The sequence below is a fragment of the Silvanigrella sp. genome, from assembly GCF_044369315.1.
In the GTDB taxonomy this organism is placed as follows: Bacteria; Bdellovibrionota_B; Oligoflexia; order Silvanigrellales; family Silvanigrellaceae; genus Silvanigrella.
In genome coordinates this window covers 25,622-43,327 of record NZ_JBIPMD010000003.1, presented here as the reverse complement: position 1 = coordinate 43,327, position 17,706 = coordinate 25,622, and the positions used below count along the sequence as shown (strand labels likewise).

Sequence of the window (17,706 nt, the reverse complement as noted above, 5' to 3'; positions counted from 1 at the left end):
CTACGCAATGAATATCATCTCTGGGAGCCGGATGTGGGAAAACTACAAGTCCGGTTCTGCAGGGGTTTCATGGCAATGAATTACTTTATTTGAAAGGAAATAAAAGTCATGTCTCTACCTACCATTAAAAAAATATTTTTACTTTCATGTTTAGTATTTAGTTCTGCTTACGCAGATATAAATATTAACGATAATATTTATCAAAATTGTATTTTAGATAATAATGGTATTATGTATGGTTGTACTGCAAGAGAAGAGCCAATTTTAGGAACACTCGAATTTTCACAAAGAAAAGATATCAAGTTTAAATACAAAATTGATTATAATTATTCTTGCAATGCTAACAGATTAACTAATATCAATATCGTTTCTGAGTCAGATAATCTAACATTAGGAAATTTTAGATACCTTGGTGGGACAATAGAGGGTGAAGCAAATGGCCGTTTAGTTATCAAAGATCTATCTCCTATGAACACAAGAAGAGCTAAATATAACGCAGCTTGTAAGTTGGAAATTATAAAAATTGAGCAGGATTTATCAGCGTCATCAATTTTAGGTTTAAAGCGTGATATTTGCACAATGCAATCATTAAATTATTCTTATTATCAGTCAAGAATTGTTTCAGATTTATCACAAAGTTTAAGAAATAATATTGGGACATTGTCATCTGATCAGCTTAATAGAGAGTTATCTTATTTAAAATCGAACCTAGATTTTATGAAAAGGCAAACTTCAAGCAGGGAAGCAAAACAACAAATTGATAATATAATTGGGTCTAATAATAACCCATTAGTTGGAACAATAAACTATATTATGGCAAAAAGTTCTACTTGGGAAATGGGATCTTATCAAAAAATATCTAACATGAATATTTTATATAATAATATGCAAAATATATTAACAAGTATGAGAGATAGAGTTGAAAATAATATTAAAAATATTTATGATTCTAATAAGGATATTTCTTTAATAAAGCAATTTCCTTCTGTTCCCGAATTATTTGATAATTTAATGTTTGAATATAGAACATTAATAGGTGAGGATACATCTAAGAATATTCAGGCTGAATGTCAATAAGATTCTAAATAAACAACCTGTGATCTATCAGGACGGCGATAGGGACTAAGAACAAATGAGCCGTCCTCAGTAAAAATTCCATTCAAAAATTCATTGCTATTAAACCAAGAATATTTATTTATTAACGGAACCATTACTAGGCCATTTGTTTTGCAGCCATTTTCAATTGTTTGTATTTTAGATGGTGTTATACCTTTTTCATAAAAAAATACTTCTTGCACAGTTTTATTGCTGCAATCAATTTTTGCTAATCCATTATCTGAATTATATTCTTTATTAATTATAGAAACACCAGTATAAGTAAATATTAATTTATTAGGAAGTTCTTTTTTTATGTTAATGTGAAAATCACCATCAATAGTTTTAAATGCATTATCAATCGTGCAATGAACTGTAACGCCTCTTTCAGTTATTGGCTTTGTACAATCCGAATAAATGCCTTTTTTAGCTGTCGAAATTTTAAAATTTATTTCATTGTCTGAAAGCATATTTAAAGCCTCAGATATTACAGGCTCAGGCTTTGGATCTGGTTTGATTGGTTCGGGTTCTGGTATAGGTTTTGGTTTAGGTTCTAAAGGATCAGTTTTAGGAGTTGCATCAATAATATTTGTTATTAATGGCTTTTCATCTTGAGTATTATATGCGTTATTATTCTCGTTATTTTTAACACCACAACCTACTATCATTAAAGATGCTACAATAAAAATTCCTTTTTTTATCATTTTAAATCTCCTAAATTCGAAGACTAATATTTAACATTAATTAATAACTAAATCAATATTATTAATTTGGAGTTTTAACACCAAATTTACTTAATTTATCTTGACTATTATTTATTATTAAAGGAGCTTCAATCTCTTTTTGAGGTTCTTCTTTTAACATTTTATTTTGTTCTTGCACCCTCGCAGCTAATAAATACATTACTAGATCTTTACCTTTTAATTTTATAATTTTTTTATCATCTACATAAGAACCTTCACGAATTAATTTAGCTATATTGGCAATATTTGTATCAGAATCTTTTAAGTTTAGTTTTAAGTTTACATTTACAAAATCAGAAGCCCCTTTTTTTTCCTTTTCCATTCTTTATACCTCATTTACTTTAATAGTGTTACTACGCTATGATTACCTATATCAATACCAATTCCTTTATTGCCATATAATTCTCTTGCTACATATTGATAACCTACCGCAGCCGATAAAAGGCTAGTTTCATCGTTTGCGATTGAACAATTATATTTAATTGATTTAAAAAATTCTTCTAATTTATGCGCAACTATCTTATGGCGAACCCCGCCACCAGTTGCAACTATCGGCATTTTAGTGTCAAATTTTTTGAAATAGTTAGCGATTTGTTTAACTAGGTTATCAGCATATTTATTTAAGGCGTTATCCATTGCAATTTTTAAGTCTATTGCTTCCCAAACTTTATTGTTATAATTAAGTAACAAAGTTTCATCATTTTCGGCAACTCTTTGTAGTAGTAAATCCCAATAAAAAAATTGATCATCTCTTATTAGTGGATTGTCGTAACCTATGGCTCTCAATTCGTTACGAAAAAATGGTACAGCCTGATGTAAACCAAAATTTATTGAGGCTAATGATTTATCAATTATTCCCTCGCTTGTAGCGGCTCCTAGTTCAACCGTTCCGAAGCCCACACTAATAACTAGCGAGTGTGTCCCTAGTTGTTGTGTAAACGCCAAAGCATGAGCGGCACACTCAGGCATTACGCTTATTTCATTAATATTTATTAATCTAATAGTATTGTCAGGTAAGGATATTTCGAATTTTCCTTTAGGTAATTCATTCTTAAATCTGTCAACTAAAAAATATGGTGCTCCTACAACAATGTTACATTCGCTAGCATTGTGTTTTAAAAGAGCAGCAAAAAAAAGAGCTTGCCAATGTTCAGAGGCTGGCGAGGCATTTAATGGGCGATCCCATTCCAATTCCGCTTTGCGGCATATATCACCAACAGCGAAAAATTTTTGTTTAAAACCAACTTGAGAACCTTTATGGGCTAAAAATTTATCAACTTTTGAGACAATAGATTCAATTTTTGCAAAATCCATAGTTTAGACCTCATTAAAAATAATTTTGAAACAATTTAAAAACTATTTTCAAACGCTTCAAAATTATTTTCAAACAAAAAATAATCAGAGTCAAATTTTAAAGAAACAAATATTTGCTATAAAGTAACGCATACTTGTTTGCGGACACCGTCCGAAGATTAACGCAAACAGTTTTGCGCATATCAATACGCATATATTATGCTAGAGGTTGTTACGTAATGTATTCGTATTCGGTTCGTGAAAAGGGGGGCTTATGGAATGGTTAACGATCGCAGAAGCTGCGCAACGTTACGAGAAGAGCACAGCGGCAATACGCCGAATTGTCGACAAAAGCTTGGTAGATACTAAAAAAGATGATCGTGGGCGTGTGCTGTTACGATCCGAACAGTTAACACAGCATATGATCGCACTCACAAAATCGATCTCTACTAATGAAGCAAAAAAACAGCTACCCACAAATAGCAACGATGAACTGATCGCAGAATTGCGTCGTACGATTGAAGATCTCCGCAGAATGCTGTCCGAAGAGAAAGCGAGATCTGATCGCATTGATAAGCGTAACGAACAGTTGCAGGGTGAGCTTTTACAACGACACAAGGAAATGCAGGCGGTTTTGGAAAAACAAACGGGCGTATCGGGCTGGCTTCGTGGTATTTTAAAAGATTAATCAATTAAAATTGAATAACACTTATATGAATTCTCACTTAAATCATAGTATGTATACCCAAAATTATCTTTATCAATGTCTGTTAATTCGTTTGAACCAGTATATTGAAATTGTGCGAAACTTGAAAAACCAGTTTCTAAAAAAGCATTGTTACCTATACGAATTGAATAACGATTATGAACATGGCCTGTAATAAGAAGTTTAATATGGTTATTTTTTTCTATAAGATTAACTAAATTAGAGCCATTCATAATAGGACAATCATCAATTAAAGGAGTTCCAACAAGTAAAGGATGATGATGGGTTATAATTACACAATTTTTATTTAATTTTTTTGCTTTATCTATTATTATTTCAGCTTTTTTAAGTTCAGAATCAGATAAGTTGCCAAAATCTTTTCCTTCTATACATGAATCAAGGCCAATAAAAACCCAATTTTCAATTAAAATTTCATCTAAATTAATAAACATTTGATTATCTGAAAATGTTGAGATTAAATTGCTTTTTAAATCGTGGTTTCCATTTATGAAATATATTTTTTTATTTAATTTTGAAAGTATATTTTTAACATATGCGTATGATTCTATACTTCCATCATCTGAGATATCACCTGTAAGTAAGATAAAATCAAACTCTATTTTTGAAAATAAAATATTATTTATTACATCATATAATCTTTGTTTAGAATTAACACCATAAACTAATGAATTATCATTTTTTATGTGGCAGTCAGAAATTTGTATGATTTTCATTTTACCCTCTTTAATTCGTTATAATCATTAAATTGAATTACATTTGAGTTTTCAAATTTATCTAATTCTAGATAATTTTTATCTATATTTTCTTCAATATTATTAAAAAGTAATTCTTCTTGACTATTTATATAGTTATTAATTTCAAAATTCACTATTGTATTAACAATATGTTGAGCTTCTAAATTTTTCATATGCTTTAAGTATTTGATTGATTCTGTCCAATTTTCAGAAGTTATTTTAACTATATTATTTTGATAATAATCACATATAGATATACTATTATTAATTGGATCAAAACAATATATTTTATATTTCTCAAAATTATTAGAATGAAAAAAAACTGAAACTAATTCAACATCTGATGGTTCTGTGTCATATATTAATCCTTTTTTATATTCGTCATATTCAATTTCATCAGAATGGAAAGAACCTAGCGCTTGAAATGTGATAATTTTCTTACCTTTTTCATCTACTTTGCATTGTAAAATTCTTACACCCCTAGTATTTTTAAGGATATGTATAAAGAAATTAATTATTTTTTTTAGTTTTGTAGATATTAATTTTGACATATTTTATTCACATAAACATTGACGCCAGTATTGCCTTTTTTTGGAAATATATTGTAAGATACACCGTAATCATAAGTATCAATTTTATCGAAATAAGTACATAACTTTGTTAATGGCCTAGTAAGAAATAAAGCAATCAACAATCCTATACATAGTTTATAAATATAAGTACTTGTTATTATATTAAATAAATCTGATAAACTTACTCCAACACCTAAACCAAAATTAATTGTGTATGTAATTAGAACTAATGATAATTGTGACAAACAAAGTGGAATAAAAATTGATAAAAAATAACCAATAATTGGAAAATTATAAAATACTCCAGCATTTTTACTTGTTTTACAGACAAACAATTTTTTACATTTTGAAGTTAAAACCGAGCATATCCATAAAGGGATAAATGTATCTAAAATACCCGCGGATGTTACACTCCAATATTTGATAAAATAAGCACTAAAATTTTGTGATACACCATTATCATTAAATGTATTGTTAGTTTTTACAGAAGCAAAAATAAAAACAGTTATACAAAAAATAAATTGAGCCATAGTCATAGCGATTGCAACGCTTTTTGCTCTTTCCGCTCCGTATATATTTGCAATAATTCCGACTAATACAAATGCAATTGGAAAAATAACACCACTGGCAGATAAATGTATGCTAGAAATATTTATTGTTAATAACGCAACAACATCACAAATTAATTGTATTAAAACTAGGAATGACATTAAATATGAATACATCATGAGTGTTGGTTTTTGAGTAAAAATATCTTCTTGTTTTATAAATTTAACCGCCATATTATTTTCCTTTTTATTCAAGTTCAAAATCAAAATTTGAGTTTAGTCCAGAAACATTTTTCATAATTGCATATACCATTTTTGCTATTAATATAATTTTGTCATCAAATAATTCCTCCTTTTTTAAATTATATAAGCTTACTAAATAACGTTTGTTTGAAATTAATTTATAATAATTTAAATAAATGAGACTACCTTTTTTAATAATTACAACATCACCATTTCTCAAAAACCTTGGGTCAGTTGTTTTTTTAAATAATGCAATAGTTCCTGATGGTAAAAGAGGGTTTTCTAAATTAGTACCTATTTCAAGACAGAAATCGCAAATATATTCGTTACTAATTGATATAGTAAAATGCTTATAAGCCACAGGGTTTTTCGTACTTAATTGTTCAATATTGAAAACAGGGATTTTTTTTATATCCTCTGTTTTTCCTGTATGGATATTATCTAGCCATCCATTTGGTAATTCTGCGGCGACTTCGATTTGTCGTGCTGTGTTATCTGAAACTTTTTTTCTTAAATCTTTTGATACTAATTCAGACAAATAGCTTGAAGATATACCTAAAATTGTTTTTAATTCTGCATAACTAGCATAGCGTTCTGCTAATAATATTAAATTATCGCGCCGTATAGCATAAATATCTTTGTAATTACTATTTGGCAAAATTTGATGTTCCGTTGTTTTCACGATAGCCCCCGTAAGAAAAATAAAAATAGCTTAAGATCTAACAACTAGTCAATCAAGCTAGCGAATTTTAATGCGAAAATTTTAGCGAAGGATTGACTAGTGACCTCAAACTAGTTAAGTTGACTTAGCATTTGAAAAAATATTTAAAATGCTCGATCGTGAATTTTGTTACCTTAATTATAAAGGATATAATTTTGATTATTAAATTAACAATTGAGTATAAAAGGAAAAACCCCACTGATGTAGAACACACTAGTGAGGGTTTGAGAGCGGAGCTTGTGGTTTAGCCACATTATTGTTACTATAGTTTTTGGGAACTCGCATTCTGTTTGGCGACGTCTACGAGCAACCAATTACACAACTACATACAAAAGTTTGCACTTTCGCATAGTTCGAGGACTTTACCGTCCGCGTACTATAAATAGCCTAACACGCTATAAATGCGATTGCAACTTGAAAGGGTTGCATGTCTCTAGCCAAAATATTTCTACCACAGCACGCAAAATACGATTATAAAAAGTATTTTTTTGATAATGATGGCAACCGTTTAGCTGGGTTTTGCGAGCGGGAACAAACCCCAGATTTACAAAGTTGTGCGATTAGAAATCCAAACGGTTTGCAAGTTCTCAGACATTTAATGCTAGATTTAGACGCGCACAGAGCGGAAGATAGATGGCTAGATATAAACGGTGCTCTCGACTGGCCTAAAATAAAATCTTATTTATCAGAAAAATATCCTTTAATTTTTGCACATATCGAATATGCTTTAAAATCTTATAGTAAAAAAGGTATTCATATATTATTTGGATTTAATCCTTTTTCATTAGAGCAAAAAACTTATAAAACACAAAGAAACTGTTACTTAATTCAGAACTATTTAATTGAAATATTTAAGACAGAAGGTCTAGGCGTTGACCCCGCAGCGAGGGGATTAAATAGAGATTTTTCATCATTCAGAAATGAAGATAATATATTATTTCATAATAAAATATTAACTAAAAGAATCAAAAATGAAAGGTTTGAAAAGGATGTTTCTAAAAAAACACCTTTTTTATCAAACTTATTTAATGCTTCTAAGTCAGAATTTGATCGTATACAAAAAGAAAACACATGCAGACTATATAATAACGCAATAGTTGAAGAAAAGTTTGCAAGATTATTCTTATATACTCTTGGTGAAATTGAAGTAAAAAATGAAAATAATAAACAAAAAGAACAAATAGAGCAATGGGGATTTAATCAAAATAATTTTGTTAAATGTAAACCTTTTGAGCCAGTTACTTTAAATTTAAAGCAAATAGAAATCATTTCAGGACTAAGCCCGAGGAGTATTAAAGACCTTGATTTTTGTAACTTAAGAGAAGCAAATAAATTATGGGATATAACTAAGAATGCTGATAAAACTATCACTCTAACAGCAAAAAATACAGATGATTTAAAAAAGAAAATTGAGAGAGCTAAACAAATATACAAGAACCAAAAAGCAGTTACTAAAAAGGTAGATCCTAAATTAATTAGACCAGAATTAGTTCAAGACGGTGAAAGAAATTTAGCGATTTGGTCTTGGGCAGTATACTATAAAATGGCGGGCTATTCCGAGTTAGAAGCATTAGAAAAGATAAACTTACGTATAAAATGGATTACAAATTTTGAGAGTTCGCAGGAATGCAAAAGCTATCAAATTAAAAACACCGTTCGCTCTATATATAGGAACAGAAAAGAGACATTTGGCATTAAGCCAGACTGTCTGCCTGATTTTTTAGCAGATGATAGTTTTTATTTTGATTCGGGTCTAAAATTATGCCCGATTTTAGAGCCGTCAAATACCAGAAGGGAGCCACCCCCTGCCTTAAGCATTGCCCCTACTCCAGCATGCCCTGCTGTGGAAGAGAAAAATAAACAAAATCCCGTGACCCCAACAGGCGACCCAAAAATTAAGCCCGATTTAATTTTAATTAATAGCGTATTTGCTGAAAACAGCAATATCAAAAAAATTGATAACACAAAGAATAATGCTGTTAATTTAAGCATTAAAAAGATAACGGTTGTTCGCTACAATCGAAAAATTGGGCTATTTAATAATGAAGATAATCTTATTTTATGCGTCACAGATTCGAGGCATTATAAATTAAAAAAAATAATACCAAAATTAAAAACAATAGTTTCTTTTGAATTAACAGATAAAAATTTCTTCCATCCGAAAAAAAATAATAAAAAATTACGAATTTGGAACGCTAAAATAGACAAAGAAAAACATCCGATTAGTTCTGATATCCTTTGTGGTAGAAAAAAAAGTTTTGCTAAAAAAGTTTTGGAATTTAAAAAGAAAAACTCAAATAAATTGAATGAACATGATTTTGATATTCCATTTTAATTAAACATTTTTTTAAAACATCTATTGTTTTTTACATTTTTTACTTTATATATATAGTGTGGTTTGTATTGGTAAAACTGTCTAAAATTTGTATAGTTTTGTCTGTTATAAAAAACAACTATAATATAATTTAACTAATTGCATTCATTAAAAATTTTGCTATGATTGGACGTAGATAGATTTTATGGAGGAAAATAACATGGAAAAAATGTGCGAAATGTGTAGTGAGATTGCTACAAAAAGAGATTGTAACGGTAATTATTTTTGTAAAAATCATATCATCCATTCGAGAAAATCTGAGAAAAAACAAATAAAAAGAGTTTCACTAGATGATGATATTTACTGGTCTGCTGTTAAGTTAGGAGCTGAAATAAACATGGACGTTCATAAATTTATTTCAACTTTGGTGATTGAAAAATATAGGGAAACATTAGAAGCTTGAAAAAACTTCTTTTAATTTTTCTAAGTTTTTCTCTGAATTATCATAAAGTTTTTTGCTTAATTTGAGTTCTCCGCACCTAAATATATAAGCTTTTTTTAGGTCTTCATTTAAAAAATGTGTTAACCATCCAATTTGCCCATATTCTGCATGTGTTTCTACTCCTGTAAGGTAAAAATCTTTTTTGATCATTTGCGACAAAATATTGTTATTTGAAAGAACAAAACAGCATATAATCTGCACAAAGCCAGCCTCTTTACAATATTCTATCGCTTTGTTTAAACACTCGGATAAAATCCCATGTTTTCTATATTCTTTTTTAACTACTCCGTGTCGTAAATAATAAACATCTATGTCTCTCTGTTCACCACGGAATAACGCAATAGCTTTGTCGCCATTTTTTAAAATTAAATAGTGTGAAATATTTGAAGTTTTATTTAGTAACTCTTTTCTTTTATTTAATTGGTCTTGTGTCAAAAGTCCTTCTCTAATAAAAGTCAATTCATCAGGGTAGTCCTGCATAAATTCTTTATAGTAAGTGTTCCAATATTGTTCATTATTTACTTGTTCTACTTGGTAATTTAAAATTTGTTCCATTAAAATATTTTTCCTTAACGTTGTTTTTAGACCGTCTACTAGGGACACCCCTATTTAAAATTCGAGTCTGTGCGAGATCCCGATCTCGTAAAAATTATTGTTGTTAAAAATTTCGTGTTTGATTCTTGAAAAAGCCCACAAGTCGCCCGTTACCCTATAATTAAGTTTTGCTGAAACATTGGGCGAAAATTCGAATGTTCTTGGAAGGTCTGAAAAATTTGTGAAACTATTTTCAATACCTGCCTGCATTTCTAAAGCAAAATCATTTCTAGGCGTTTTAAGCTCAGTTTCTTGCATAGCCCTAGCCTTAGTATCTACAGAAACGAAATTTGCAATGTTTCCCGTTTCTTCTCTTTTACTTTCGGTTGCTATTGTTTCGTGCGTTTTGATTGTTCCGTCTGGCAATTTAATTTTGTCTATAGTTTTAACCTGTTTTTTTTGAGAAGAAATTTTTTTAAGCTCTTCTTTTACAAGATGGGCTACTTCTTCAAAATCTGTTACTTTAATTGTTTTAGTCTCTGTCACAATTTTTTCTTTGACTGAAAACCTGCCAATAAAAAAAACTGAAACCAAAACAACTAAACATATAATGATTTTATATTTAAGGAGCATTAAATCTATCCAATCCTTAAAGAATTATTTCTATTATTTGCGCCATCCCAAGAAACATGCACCCAATTTTTACCCTTAATATGTTCAATGATAAGTTGGTCAAATTTAAAATTGTTTTTAATAAAATGAAATAAATCTTCTGTAGATAAATCTTTAACAATTATATCAGCAGCTTTGCCTTCAAGATGTTGTGATTTACTAACACCACCAACAATTTTATTTAATTCAAAACATCTATAACCAGATGTTACTATAATGGGTTTGTTTAATTTATCTCTTAAAGGTTCTAATAAGTTGTTGCATAACTCTTTTAAATTATATACTACTTCATTATTTGCTTTATTAATTATATTATTTTCAATTGCTGTATTTGAATATTCAAACTCTTCAAGTGTAAAATTCTGAGTCAAGTTCATTTGATTTTATCCTCAATTTTCTCCACTCTATCTTCTAAATTTAAGTGTTGGTGTTGAAGTCCTACAAGGCTCTCTCTTGTTTTAGATAATTCAGAATTTGTGTTGTTAATTGCCGTATTAATGCTTGCAAGTTGAGCTGTCACTTTTTCAATAAATTTTTCTGAAATATTCATGATAAATCTATATACACCATATAAAACAATTAGTGAATAAATTAAATAAGCTGCTGGAGTATTTAACCCTCGTAATATAGGATCAACTTCGCTCATTAATTCCCTCAAAATGGAATATCGTCATTCATTGGACGATCTGGTGATGTATATTGTTCTGTTTCTATTTGTTGTTGGGAATCTTCCTTTTTTAGAGATTCTATAAAGCAAAATTGATTAGCAATTGTTTCTGTAACGCTACAATCATTTCCATTTTTGTCTTTATATTTTTTAGTTTGAAGCTTACCTTCAATATATATATTAATGCCTTTTTTAAGGTACTTTTCTGATAAATCTGCTAGTTTATCCCATGCAACTATTCTATGCCATTCTGTTTTCTCTTCTTTATTTCCATTTTGTACCCAAGTTTCACTTGTTGCGATTGAAAAAGAAGCGCATTTTTTACCTGATTGCGTAGCGTGAATATCTGGGTTTCTGCCAAGTCTGCCGATTAAAATAACTTTGTTAAGTCCTGACATTTTTTTCCTTTTACGAGTTAATAGATTCTTCTATTAAAAGATTTTCTTCTGTAATTGATAAATCTTTTTCTATTTCATTTTCATGTACTAAATATTTAGATAAGTCCTCTGTTTTTGGTAGATATTTTAGAGCTTTTTTAAGCACAGTTTTTTTTGCCATTTCATTAAAATCTGTCTTCCAAGGGCTTGTATTCGTATTATAAGATTTTGAATACTTTGAAGCGTGTTCTCTCACTTCGTCGTAACTCATGACCTCAAAAATTGGTTCTGAAAATTCAGATCTAACACTTGCGTAAAAATAAATAATTTTTTTATCTTTTGAGCGTTCTTTAAAATTTGGATTGTGAGTTAATTTCGGAGCTGAGCCATATTCACAAATAAACTCGTCACATTCGTATACTTCTCTAACGCAAATTTGTTTCAAACCTGCACGCCATGCTAGTTCTAAATAACCTTGATATGACATTTGAAATGTCACTGTATTTGAGTATGGAATTAAGTAAAACATATCATGAGCAACTATAGGTAAATTTAATGTAATAGCTTTAGAAATACAGCTTAAAAATCCTATTTTATCCGAATTAATAGCAGCCATTAGGGTTTGATTGTCTTTGGCTTTTGTATATAAATGTTGTACTAAATTTGAAGCATATTTTCTTTCTTTATCATTCCAATTTTTACCAAATTGTGACAATGTATTTTCTGTAAAATATGTTAACAAATTTGTTTTTTTCTCTTCTATTTTTGGAACTTGTGCATTTGATTGTTGCATTAATTGTTTCTTTATATCTTCTGTTTTACTCATTATCACATCCTAAATGTTCTGTATGTGGTTGTTTTTTTAAATTCATTGAATTTATCGCCTAAATATTCCTCAAGTTTTTTATTATCAATAGATATTCTTTCCGCTTGCTTCCATGTGCATAGCTTTTTATTAAACTCATCCAGAAGTATTTCATTTTCTGCCATGAAATTTTTTACTTCTATTTCATTTTTTTCTTTTTCAGTTTCTAGTAATTTAATTTTGCTTTTTAATTTAGAAATATTTTCAAGTGATTTAATAATATTTTCATTGGCAACACATTGAGAATCTTTGACGGCATTTATCTTATCTGCTGGTGCTGGGTATTCGTCGTTTCCTTCAACATATTTTTTCCAAAATTTGACACACTCATCTACACAAAACTGATAAAAATTTTCATCAAATTCAATTAAATATGTTCGGAACTTTTGCCCTCCCATCAAAACGGGATAAATACATTTTTCTTTTTTGTGCATGCCGCAATGGAAATTTCCTTGAACATAATATTCAATAGGTATTTCTTCAGTGAAACTTTTATTAAATAAACCAGTTGTTTTTGCTTCAATAACATCATTCTCTGTTAGAGCGTCAGCGGTTGATCCTAGAAAATTGTATTCAGAATGTCTAATGTGTACTTGTGTACCCGTGTAATTTAAATTTAATCTTTTTGCAGATTCTTCAAGTAAAATTGGCTCAAGTAACAAACCCCAATACATGCGCTCTAGGGTTCCATCATTAAATTCTTTTTCCTGTTTTAATTTTTTATGACACCAAACATCATATGCCGTTTGATAGGGGCTTAGTCCTATTATAGCTGCAACTTCTGTACTTCCTATATATTCATGCCTGTTATTTAATGTTTTGATTTCTTGGTTCTGTGTTTCTGTTTGCTTCAATTTTTGTAACATCTATCTTTTTTATTCCTGCTTGTAGAACTAATTCGCGTATATATTCACGAATTGTTTTGTTTTCGTTTATTGAGTTTAATTTTATAATTTTATGAGTTTCTGGATCTAGCGTAACTGATTTCATGTTTTTACCTCCAACATTTTTTTATTTTATTTCTATTTGTATTTGCAAATACGTTTTGGCAATTGGGCGTTTTATCCTATTTGTACATTTTGCCATTTTGCCACTTTCGCCATTCTGCCAAATCGTATTTGCAACAAAAAAAAAAAATATTGCATGATTACCGCGGAGGTAAAAATGCAATTAAGGCCATATCAAGACGAATTAATAGAAAATATATTTAATAAAATTAATAATAATGTACATAGAATTTGTGTTATGGCTCCAACGGGTGCGGGAAAATCTGTCATCATTGCTAAAATAGTTCAGATGTTTGTCAGTAATTTAAAACGAGTTTTTTTAGTTGCGCATAGAAAAGAACTTTTAGATCAATTATCTGATACACTAACAAATTTTAATATTAATCACGCAATGATATCTCCAGATTATCCAAGTCAGGATGATATTAATGTACAAGTTTGTTCTGTTGATTCTCTAATAAAACGCTTTAATAAATACAAAAAACCCGATTTAATTATAATCGACGAATGCCACCACGTCGCAGATAATAAATGGGGAAAGGTTTTAAATTATTATTCAGAGAGTGTTTCGTTAGGTTTTACAGCAACACCGATAAAATCTAGCGGCGAGGGTTTAGGTAGGTTTTATGATCTGTTGATTGAAGCCCCGTCGGTAGAGTGGTTAACAGATAATAAATTTTTGTGTCCTATTCGTTACTTTGTTCCTCCTCAAATTGTTGATCTTAGCGGCTTGCGCACGGTTGGTGGCGACTATGTAGCTTCTGAGCTTGAGGAGCGCCTAGATAAATCAATCATTACGGGCGACGCAATAAAACACTATGCCCGTATTTGCCCTCGCTCTCCTGCAATTGCTTTCTGTGCCTCAATACGCCACGCGCAAAGTGTGGCCGCTGAATTTTCCGCTAATGGTTTTGCCTCCGAGGTAATTCATGGCGGACTTAATAAAGTAACTAGAAAGCTATTATTAAAAGCGTTAGCTTCTGGTGAAATTCACGTCTTAACTTCTGTAGACGTTATATCAGAGGGTACCGACGTCCCCCATGTTGTAGCTGCTATTGATCTTTGTCCCACACGTTCGCTAGTAAAACACAAGCAAAAAATGGGCAGAATAACACGCAATGCAAAAAATAAAATATTTGCTTTTTTCTTTGACCATGTTGGAAACGTTTTAAGAAATGGTTTTGCAGATACACCTATAAAATGGTCGTTGGAAGGCAACAAAAAGTCAAGAAAAAAATCAGAACCCACACCACAAATAAAACAGTGCCCAATTTGTTATTGTGCTCACAAACCAGCGCCAACTTGTCCAACATGTGGGCATACATATAAATCAGAAATTAGAAAATTAAAAACAGAACATGGCGAGTTAACGGAATTAACGAAACAAGAACGCGCATTAATTCAAATTAAATTAAAAAAAGAGGTTCAAAATGCAAACACTCTCGATAAATTATTACAAATACAACAACAACGGAAGTATTCAAATGGATGGGCTGAAAGAGTCTTTGAGGGTAAAAGAAAAGCTCGAGAAAAGTACAAAAACCAATATTGGAAAGAAAACAAAACAAAGAATTATTATTTATGAAGGCGACAAATACGAATCAAAAAATTTTAATACTGAATTAAAAGAAATTGAAAAAATAAATAAAGGGCGCGCAGCCGCAGGCTTAAGTTTATTAAAAATTAAATTAGTAAAATGTTTACGTTGTAATAAAAAAATTTACACGGTGGGAAGGTATCGATGTTTAATTTGTCAAAATCATATTGAAAAATTTAATATTTATGAAGGTTACGGATGAAAAATGAAATGACTATCATGAAAGAAAACATGATAGAGCAATCGAAAGATAAAGAAAAATTTACGAATTTAGAAAATAGTAATGCAATTTATACAAGGCTTTTCAGAAACAACACAGCAATAGGGGTGGCGTATGATTTTAAAAACAAAAAATTAATTACACCAATTAGACCAATTAGAGCGGGATTATTTAAAGGATCAAGTGATTGTATTGGTTGGGAATCAATAATTATTACGCCTAATATGGTTGGAAAAAGGATTGCGATTTTTAAAGCAGTAGAAATGAAAACGTTAAAAGGTAAAGCAACAAAAGAACAAGAAAATTTTATAAGAATTGTTAATTTATTTGGTGGTATAGCCTATTTTCACACTGAGGAGAAAAAGAAATGACAGCATTAAATAAAATTATTGAAGCAAATTTTAGTAAAGATGTAATTATTAAACAAGAAAAAAATATTAATAGTATGTATAATAGGCATTATATGGATGTTAAAATATTATACTTGGCAACAATTACTCAATTAAACTCAGAAAAAAATAAAAGAAAATGCTCATTGTCATTAATCAACCCATTAGATCAAATTAAATTATTGCGTGTAGAAGTGGATGAACTAGAAAAAGAAATACGTAATAAAGAAAATCGTAATATTGAAAGAATTATTGAAGAAATAGGCGATTGTGGCGCTTATTTAGCTGGTATTAGTTCTTTTGTTAAAAAAGAATTTGCGAAATAAAGAAGTTGTTATGAAATTAAAATAATAAGGATCTTTACTATGTCATTTGCAAAAACATTAAAAGAAATAAGAAAAACAAAAGGATTAAAACAATTTCAATTAGCAAATATTATAGGCATATCCGAGTCTGCAATATCACTTTATGAAAGTGGTAGTCGTTTACCAAATCTAGATATTTTAGTAAAAATATCTAATTCATTAAATATTAGTTGTGATTATTTGTTAGGTATTAAAACAGAAAATAATGACATTTTTAAATCATTAAAAGAGAGTGATAAAAATGTTGTTTTAAAACTTATTGAAGTTCTTAAAAAGGATTTGATATGAGTTACAGAATCCAAAATATTTTAAATGAAAACCTAAGAGATGTTGAATCACTTGTATGTAGATTAAATCAAAATATTAATAATTTATTTAACGATTTTATTGATGATTTATATAGTTTAAGTAATGAAACAAAGGATAAAATTATTTCAGAAAATGATACTAATGAATGATGAGTATTTAATCGTTAATATATTAAACATGAGGTTTTAAAATGGATTTTAAATCATTCCCTAAAATACAGGCTTTACATAAAGCTAAAATGTCGATTACGCAAAAACTACACGGTACAAATGCACAAGTTTATATTTATTTAGATAAAAATACAGGAAAGCTAGATTTAAAATGTGGCTCTCGTACTCGTTGGATAACCCCAATTGATGACAACTATGGATTTGCTAAATTTGTGTATGAAAATAAACAAGAATTCATTGAAAAATTAGGAGAGGGACATCATTTTGGCGAGTGGATAGGGCATGGAATTAATTCGAGCGAAGGAATTAACGAACGCATGTTTGTATTATTTAATTGGTGGCAATTCCCAACAGAAAGACCTTTACCGCCAAGGACTTCTATTGTTCCAGTTTTATATAATGGTGATTTAAATTTTGATAAAATATATGAAACAATGAATGACTTAAAAGAAAATGGATCAAAATTAGTTAATGGTTTTATGCGTGTTGAAGGCGTTGTCGTAGATATTGATGGCACCAGATATAAAAAAGTTTTTGATCCAGAAGAAACAAGATGGCGTTCGGGTACTGATAAAAAACCCAAGACAATAAGCGATGTGTACGAAGATCTATTACAGCCAATAAGGCTTGAAAAATTGCTATCAAAAGATGAAAGATATTTAAAAAACTTTCCTCGAACTATTCCAGATATTGCACATGATTATATAAATGACTTAATAGAAGAAAATCAAATATCTAAAGAAAAATTTGAAGATAATAAATTCAAAATAAAAAAAGATGTTTGTATTTTTTTAAAGGAATTTATAGCCGTCAATTATAATGGAAATATCTAATGGTAAGAATTTTAAAATCAATTTTACTTCTAAGTTTGAGTATGTGTATATCGTTATTTCACTTTGAACTTACGATATATAAAGCTATTTTTATAGCAATTATAAGTTTATTTATCACTTCAATAGTTTTTAATTATAAAGATTATAAAATTATTTATAAAAGCCTTAACGAGTACTATAAACGAAGAAAAGTCAGACGTTTCTACAAA

At 29.5% G+C, this 17,706-nt stretch carries 25 protein-coding genes; 10 read left to right on the top strand and 15 right to left on the bottom strand.

The genetic code is table 11. The features are described 5' to 3' along the window. Positions 1–108: 108 nt before the first annotated feature. The gene (locus ACIQ56_RS00745; RefSeq protein WP_397599171.1) at positions 109–1,077 is read left to right on the top strand and encodes a hypothetical protein; all 969 of its coding nucleotides are present in this window, start codon (positions 109–111) and stop codon (positions 1,075–1,077) included. Here the strand turns inward: ACIQ56_RS00745 and ACIQ56_RS00740 are convergent. The 3 genes from ACIQ56_RS00740 to ACIQ56_RS00730 all read right to left on the bottom strand — a co-directional run bounded on the left by ACIQ56_RS00740 (position 1,071) and on the right by ACIQ56_RS00730 (position 3,152). Continuing rightward, positions 1,071–1,799, bottom strand: coding sequence for a hypothetical protein (locus tag ACIQ56_RS00740; RefSeq protein ID WP_397599170.1), 729 nt, complete (start codon positions 1,797–1,799; stop codon positions 1,071–1,073). The two genes, ACIQ56_RS00745 and ACIQ56_RS00740, sit on opposite strands and share 7 nt — an antisense overlap. Positions 1,800–1,860: 61 nt before the next feature. Beyond that, a complete protein-coding gene (locus ACIQ56_RS00735; RefSeq protein WP_397599169.1) occupies positions 1,861–2,160 on the bottom strand; it encodes a hypothetical protein in 300 nt (99 codons plus the stop codon). A gap of 14 nt (positions 2,161–2,174) precedes the next feature. Beyond that, positions 2,175–3,152: a hypothetical protein gene (locus ACIQ56_RS00730; protein ID WP_397599168.1), complete on the bottom strand. Its 978-nt coding sequence runs from the start codon at positions 3,150–3,152 to the stop codon at positions 2,175–2,177. A gap of 253 nt (positions 3,153–3,405) precedes the next feature. Between ACIQ56_RS00730 and ACIQ56_RS00725 the strand changes: the two genes are divergently transcribed. Next, positions 3,406–3,819: a hypothetical protein gene (locus ACIQ56_RS00725; protein WP_397599167.1), complete on the top strand. Its 414-nt coding sequence runs from the start codon at positions 3,406–3,408 to the stop codon at positions 3,817–3,819. Here the strand turns inward: ACIQ56_RS00725 and ACIQ56_RS00720 are convergent. Genes ACIQ56_RS00720 through ACIQ56_RS00705 form a run of 4 tightly spaced genes read right to left on the bottom strand, consistent with a single transcriptional unit; the run spans position 3,816 to position 6,637 of the window. Next, a complete protein-coding gene (locus ACIQ56_RS00720) occupies positions 3,816–4,571 on the bottom strand; it encodes a metallophosphoesterase family protein (RefSeq protein WP_397599166.1) in 756 nt (251 codons plus the stop codon). The two genes, ACIQ56_RS00725 and ACIQ56_RS00720, sit on opposite strands and share 4 nt — an antisense overlap. Further along, a complete protein-coding gene (locus ACIQ56_RS00715) occupies positions 4,568–5,143 on the bottom strand; it encodes a hypothetical protein (RefSeq protein ID WP_397599165.1) in 576 nt (191 codons plus the stop codon). The genes ACIQ56_RS00720 and ACIQ56_RS00715 overlap by 4 nt, the downstream gene beginning before the upstream one ends. Then, positions 5,131–5,946, bottom strand: coding sequence for a VUT family protein (locus tag ACIQ56_RS00710; protein WP_397599164.1), 816 nt, complete (start codon positions 5,944–5,946; stop codon positions 5,131–5,133). The genes ACIQ56_RS00715 and ACIQ56_RS00710 overlap by 13 nt, the downstream gene beginning before the upstream one ends. Before the next feature lie 13 nt (positions 5,947–5,959). Next, the gene (locus ACIQ56_RS00705) at positions 5,960–6,637 is read right to left on the bottom strand and encodes a hypothetical protein (protein WP_397599163.1); all 678 of its coding nucleotides are present in this window, start codon (positions 6,635–6,637) and stop codon (positions 5,960–5,962) included. Between the two features lie 466 nt (positions 6,638–7,103). Between ACIQ56_RS00705 and ACIQ56_RS00700 the strand changes: the two genes are divergently transcribed. Together ACIQ56_RS00700 and ACIQ56_RS00695 are read left to right on the top strand one after the other, a co-directional pair. Continuing rightward, positions 7,104–9,011, top strand: coding sequence for a hypothetical protein (locus ACIQ56_RS00700; RefSeq protein ID WP_397599162.1), 1,908 nt, complete (start codon positions 7,104–7,106; stop codon positions 9,009–9,011). Positions 9,012–9,210: 199 nt separating this feature from the next. Next, a complete protein-coding gene (locus tag ACIQ56_RS00695) occupies positions 9,211–9,453 on the top strand; it encodes a hypothetical protein (protein ID WP_397599161.1) in 243 nt (80 codons plus the stop codon). Here ACIQ56_RS00695 and ACIQ56_RS00690 read toward each other — a convergent pair. The 8 genes from ACIQ56_RS00690 to ACIQ56_RS00655 form a co-directional block, all read right to left on the bottom strand. Continuing rightward, entirely contained in the window at positions 9,442–10,047 is a 606-nt protein-coding gene (locus ACIQ56_RS00690) for a GNAT family N-acetyltransferase (protein WP_397599160.1), read from the bottom strand. The genes ACIQ56_RS00695 and ACIQ56_RS00690 overlap by 12 nt on opposite strands. A 54-nt stretch (positions 10,048–10,101) precedes the next feature. After that, complete coding sequence (locus ACIQ56_RS00685; protein ID WP_397599159.1) at positions 10,102–10,572, bottom strand: hypothetical protein; 471 nt, start codon at positions 10,570–10,572, stop codon at positions 10,102–10,104. Between the two features lie 92 nt (positions 10,573–10,664). Then, positions 10,665–11,075, bottom strand: a complete 411-nt coding sequence (locus ACIQ56_RS00680; RefSeq protein WP_397599158.1) for a D-Ala-D-Ala carboxypeptidase family metallohydrolase — start codon at positions 11,073–11,075, stop codon at positions 10,665–10,667. Further along, positions 11,072–11,344: a hypothetical protein gene (locus ACIQ56_RS00675; protein ID WP_397599157.1), complete on the bottom strand. Its 273-nt coding sequence runs from the start codon at positions 11,342–11,344 to the stop codon at positions 11,072–11,074. Before ACIQ56_RS00675 ends, ACIQ56_RS00680 begins: the two co-directional genes overlap by 4 nt. An 8-nt stretch (positions 11,345–11,352) precedes the next feature. Next, entirely contained in the window at positions 11,353–11,763 is a 411-nt protein-coding gene (locus ACIQ56_RS00670; protein WP_397599156.1) for a single-stranded DNA-binding protein, read from the bottom strand. A 10-nt stretch (positions 11,764–11,773) separates the two neighbouring features. After that, a complete protein-coding gene (locus ACIQ56_RS00665) occupies positions 11,774–12,568 on the bottom strand; it encodes a recombinase RecT (protein ID WP_397599155.1) in 795 nt (264 codons plus the stop codon). Positions 12,569–12,570: 2 nt separating this feature from the next. Beyond that, positions 12,571–13,461: a YqaJ viral recombinase family protein gene (locus ACIQ56_RS00660; RefSeq protein ID WP_397599154.1), complete on the bottom strand. Its 891-nt coding sequence runs from the start codon at positions 13,459–13,461 to the stop codon at positions 12,571–12,573. Further along, positions 13,415–13,597, bottom strand: a complete 183-nt coding sequence (locus ACIQ56_RS00655; RefSeq protein ID WP_397599153.1) for a hypothetical protein — start codon at positions 13,595–13,597, stop codon at positions 13,415–13,417. Before ACIQ56_RS00655 ends, ACIQ56_RS00660 begins: the two co-directional genes overlap by 47 nt. A 174-nt stretch (positions 13,598–13,771) precedes the next feature. Between ACIQ56_RS00655 and ACIQ56_RS00650 the strand changes: the two genes are divergently transcribed. From ACIQ56_RS00650 to ACIQ56_RS00625, 6 genes are all read left to right on the top strand, one after another. Then, positions 13,772–15,199, top strand: a complete 1,428-nt coding sequence (locus ACIQ56_RS00650; protein WP_397599152.1) for a DEAD/DEAH box helicase — start codon at positions 13,772–13,774, stop codon at positions 15,197–15,199. 210 nt (positions 15,200–15,409) lie between these two features. Beyond that, positions 15,410–15,802 carry a hypothetical protein gene (locus tag ACIQ56_RS00645; RefSeq protein ID WP_397599151.1) on the top strand — a complete coding sequence of 131 codons (393 nt, stop codon included), beginning with the start codon at positions 15,410–15,412 and terminating at the stop codon, positions 15,800–15,802. Then, a complete protein-coding gene (locus ACIQ56_RS00640; RefSeq protein ID WP_397599150.1) occupies positions 15,799–16,146 on the top strand; it encodes a hypothetical protein in 348 nt (115 codons plus the stop codon). Before ACIQ56_RS00645 ends, ACIQ56_RS00640 begins: the two co-directional genes overlap by 4 nt. A 39-nt stretch (positions 16,147–16,185) precedes the next feature. Next, on the top strand, positions 16,186–16,473 hold the full coding sequence (locus tag ACIQ56_RS00635; RefSeq protein ID WP_397599149.1) for a helix-turn-helix domain-containing protein: 288 nt from the start codon (positions 16,186–16,188) through the stop codon (positions 16,471–16,473). Further along, positions 16,470–16,643, top strand: coding sequence for a hypothetical protein (locus ACIQ56_RS00630; protein WP_397599148.1), 174 nt, complete (start codon positions 16,470–16,472; stop codon positions 16,641–16,643). The genes ACIQ56_RS00635 and ACIQ56_RS00630 overlap by 4 nt, the downstream gene beginning before the upstream one ends. A gap of 41 nt (positions 16,644–16,684) precedes the next feature. Beyond that, positions 16,685–17,497, top strand: a complete 813-nt coding sequence (locus ACIQ56_RS00625; protein ID WP_397599147.1) for an RNA ligase family protein — start codon at positions 16,685–16,687, stop codon at positions 17,495–17,497. Positions 17,498–17,706 lie beyond the last annotated feature (209 nt).

Coding starts and splice junctions, on each gene's coding strand:
- ACIQ56_RS00745 (WP_397599171.1), top strand. CDS start 109: ATGTCTCTACCTACCATTAAAAAAATATTTTTACTTTCATGTTTAGTA.
- ACIQ56_RS00740 (WP_397599170.1), bottom strand. CDS start 1,799: ATGATAAAAAAAGGAATTTTTATTGTAGCATCTTTAATGATAGTAGGT.
- ACIQ56_RS00735 (WP_397599169.1), bottom strand. CDS start 2,160: ATGGAAAAGGAAAAAAAAGGGGCTTCTGATTTTGTAAATGTAAACTTA.
- ACIQ56_RS00730 (WP_397599168.1), bottom strand. CDS start 3,152: ATGGATTTTGCAAAAATTGAATCTATTGTCTCAAAAGTTGATAAATTT.
- ACIQ56_RS00725 (WP_397599167.1), top strand. CDS start 3,406: ATGGAATGGTTAACGATCGCAGAAGCTGCGCAACGTTACGAGAAGAGC.
- ACIQ56_RS00720 (WP_397599166.1), bottom strand. CDS start 4,571: ATGAAAATCATACAAATTTCTGACTGCCACATAAAAAATGATAATTCA.
- ACIQ56_RS00715 (WP_397599165.1), bottom strand. CDS start 5,143: ATGTCAAAATTAATATCTACAAAACTAAAAAAAATAATTAATTTCTTT.
- ACIQ56_RS00710 (WP_397599164.1), bottom strand. CDS start 5,946: ATGGCGGTTAAATTTATAAAACAAGAAGATATTTTTACTCAAAAACCA.
- ACIQ56_RS00700 (WP_397599162.1), top strand. CDS start 7,104: ATGTCTCTAGCCAAAATATTTCTACCACAGCACGCAAAATACGATTAT.
- ACIQ56_RS00695 (WP_397599161.1), top strand. CDS start 9,211: ATGGAAAAAATGTGCGAAATGTGTAGTGAGATTGCTACAAAAAGAGAT.
- ACIQ56_RS00690 (WP_397599160.1), bottom strand. CDS start 10,047: ATGGAACAAATTTTAAATTACCAAGTAGAACAAGTAAATAATGAACAA.
- ACIQ56_RS00680 (WP_397599158.1), bottom strand. CDS start 11,075: ATGAACTTGACTCAGAATTTTACACTTGAAGAGTTTGAATATTCAAAT.
- ACIQ56_RS00675 (WP_397599157.1), bottom strand. CDS start 11,344: ATGAGCGAAGTTGATCCTATATTACGAGGGTTAAATACTCCAGCAGCT.
- ACIQ56_RS00670 (WP_397599156.1), bottom strand. CDS start 11,763: ATGTCAGGACTTAACAAAGTTATTTTAATCGGCAGACTTGGCAGAAAC.
- ACIQ56_RS00665 (WP_397599155.1), bottom strand. CDS start 12,568: ATGAGTAAAACAGAAGATATAAAGAAACAATTAATGCAACAATCAAAT.
- ACIQ56_RS00655 (WP_397599153.1), bottom strand. CDS start 13,597: ATGAAATCAGTTACGCTAGATCCAGAAACTCATAAAATTATAAAATTA.
- ACIQ56_RS00650 (WP_397599152.1), top strand. CDS start 13,772: ATGCAATTAAGGCCATATCAAGACGAATTAATAGAAAATATATTTAAT.
- ACIQ56_RS00645 (WP_397599151.1), top strand. CDS start 15,410: ATGAAAAATGAAATGACTATCATGAAAGAAAACATGATAGAGCAATCG.
- ACIQ56_RS00640 (WP_397599150.1), top strand. CDS start 15,799: ATGACAGCATTAAATAAAATTATTGAAGCAAATTTTAGTAAAGATGTA.
- ACIQ56_RS00635 (WP_397599149.1), top strand. CDS start 16,186: ATGTCATTTGCAAAAACATTAAAAGAAATAAGAAAAACAAAAGGATTA.
- ACIQ56_RS00630 (WP_397599148.1), top strand. CDS start 16,470: ATGAGTTACAGAATCCAAAATATTTTAAATGAAAACCTAAGAGATGTT.
- ACIQ56_RS00625 (WP_397599147.1), top strand. CDS start 16,685: ATGGATTTTAAATCATTCCCTAAAATACAGGCTTTACATAAAGCTAAA.